The sequence below is a fragment of the Acinetobacter tandoii DSM 14970 = CIP 107469 genome, assembly GCF_000400735.1.
Lineage (GTDB): Bacteria > Pseudomonadota > Gammaproteobacteria > Pseudomonadales > Moraxellaceae > Acinetobacter > Acinetobacter tandoii.
This window is the reverse complement of sequence record NZ_KE007353.1, coordinates 1-2,052: the sequence shown is the minus strand read 5'-3', so window position 1 is coordinate 2,052 and position 2,052 is coordinate 1. Positions and strand designations below refer to the sequence as shown.

Annotated in this window: 2 protein-coding genes and 1 pseudogene; all 3 read left to right on the top strand. The window is 39.6% G+C overall.

The window, feature by feature from the left end; genetic code table 11:
* A pseudogene (locus tag I593_RS20555) lies at positions 1-1,266 on the top strand (relaxase/mobilization nuclease domain-containing protein); the annotation flags it as partial.
* A 71-nt stretch (positions 1,267-1,337) separates the two neighbouring features.
* On the top strand, positions 1,338-1,577 hold the full coding sequence (locus I593_RS00075; RefSeq protein WP_004918185.1) for an AbrB/MazE/SpoVT family DNA-binding domain-containing protein: 240 nt from the start codon (positions 1,338-1,340) through the stop codon (positions 1,575-1,577).
* On the top strand, positions 1,577-1,918 hold the full coding sequence (gene mazF / locus I593_RS00070) for an endoribonuclease MazF (RefSeq protein WP_005402007.1): 342 nt from the start codon (positions 1,577-1,579) through the stop codon (positions 1,916-1,918). Before I593_RS00075 ends, mazF begins: the two co-directional genes overlap by 1 nt.
* Positions 1,919-2,052 lie beyond the last annotated feature (134 nt).

Here is a 2,052-nt window from a genome sequence, read left to right as displayed (position 1 = left end):
AAAAAAAGCCTATCTATTAAAAATCCAAATAATGATGACCCAAACGCCAGACCAATTAAGTTAAAAGGTGCAATCTATGAGCAGGATTTTAGACTTACAGAAGAAAGCGAACGACTTACTATTGCAGCATCAGAGCGATATAGACGAGAAGCTGAACAGCGAAATCAGTCAAATATTCAAAGATATGCGGAATACAGTGCGAAGCGAAGCACAGAGCTTGAGCAGCAGTATCGACAGCACCAAAGCGGATATACAGCAGAAACAGAGCGAAGCAACGAACGAGATATTGCAGCAGATCAACAAGACGACAGCCCAAACCAAACAACAGCAGCAGCAGGGCATGAACGATCTATTGCAATCACAACAACAGCAGATCAAGCAGCTCCAAGCGAACTTGCAGCAATTGAACGGCTTGAGCCAAGAAACAGCTCAAGCAGCCAAATTAAGGAAAACCCTTATTTCATCGAATATAGCCCTGATTTCACTGGCATGTATAACGCTTATCAGCAGCATTTGTTTTGGTTACGTCAGCAAGAGCAAGTACAGCGACATCACAGAGATGGAGAACAAAGTCCAGTGGCTAAAAAGCCAAGGGGCGAGCCTGAATATTCAGAAGTGTGGGACAGAGAAAAAATGGGACTGGTGCGTCCAGATCGACCCGAAAGCGCAGCAGTACAGCAACAACATGCGAATAGTGCAGGAAACCAATTAAATGAATCTCGAAGCACAGTTATTGCAGATTATCGAGCAGCAACAGCAGCAGCTCAAAGAGCAACAGAAGCATCAAGAGCAAGCCTTGCAGCTTATTCAGGCACAGAACAGAACCATAGACGAATTAGAGAACTACAACAACAAACTGGTGAAGCACTGCAACCAGTTGAACGAGAAAGAAAACGAGCTGATCAATATCATCAAGAAACTACAGAATCCGAAGTTATCAGAGGATTTATTACAAAACTTGGAGAGCAGCTTAAAACAGCGATTACAGAGCCATTTAGAGCAATTAGTGACTGGGTTAAATCTAAAGAACGAGATCAACGAACTATTGCCAACGATGATCTATACAGAAATCGAGAAGCAGACAGCACCATTGACCGAACAGCTTCAAAGGAAACTAGACTCGGTGAGCAACTATCACGAAAGATTTCAGGATTTAGTACAGACCCTATCTTCAAGGCTTTAGATGAGATAGACAGGCGTAGAGATTTGCAAAGAGTGCAAGAACGTAAAAATGATAGAGGTTATGATTCACCTAGTCCATTTTAATGCCCACGGTATTGACGCAAAAATTTTCCTAGGGTATTGTATCTACATTGTAGATACTTTAGGTTGCTGTTATGGAACTAGCTATTAAAAAATGGGGCAATAGTGCTGCTGTCCGCCTACCGTCCATCTTATTAGAAAGCCTTAATCTTAAATTGGATAGCCGTGTTGAGGTATTTACTCAAGATGAAGCGATTGTTATCAAACCAATTAAATCAAAAATATCTTTAGAGCAGCTTTTAGCAGATATAACATCTGATAATTTGCATGGTGAAGTGGATACTGGACATGCTGTAGGTAAGGAATTCTATTAATGCCTCAAAATTATGTACCAGAAGAAGGCGATATTATCTGGATTAATTTTAACCCACAAAGTGGGCATGAACAGGCAGGGCATAGACCTGCCTTAGTTTTAAGTCCTTCATCTTATAATAAAGCCACAAGCCTATTAGTTTGCTGTCCAATGACAACACAGATAAAAGGGTATCCTTTCGAAGTTAAAATTTCAGGAAATCCTGAAAATGTAGCACTATCTGATCAAGTAAAAAGTTTAGATTGGGTCGCTCGATCAGCAACGAAAAAGGGACAAGCTAAATCTGAAGAACTTGAGGAAGTGCGACAAAAAATTGCAGCCTTACTGAAAATATCAACTTGATATCATCCATGAAATCAAAGGGTAAAGTAATGCATAAATTTTTTTTAGATTATTTACTGATACAATAGCCTATATAAATCAATAAGTTGGAAAGTTTAATGAAGTGTGTTAAATTTTCTTTTAGGCGAAAAAAA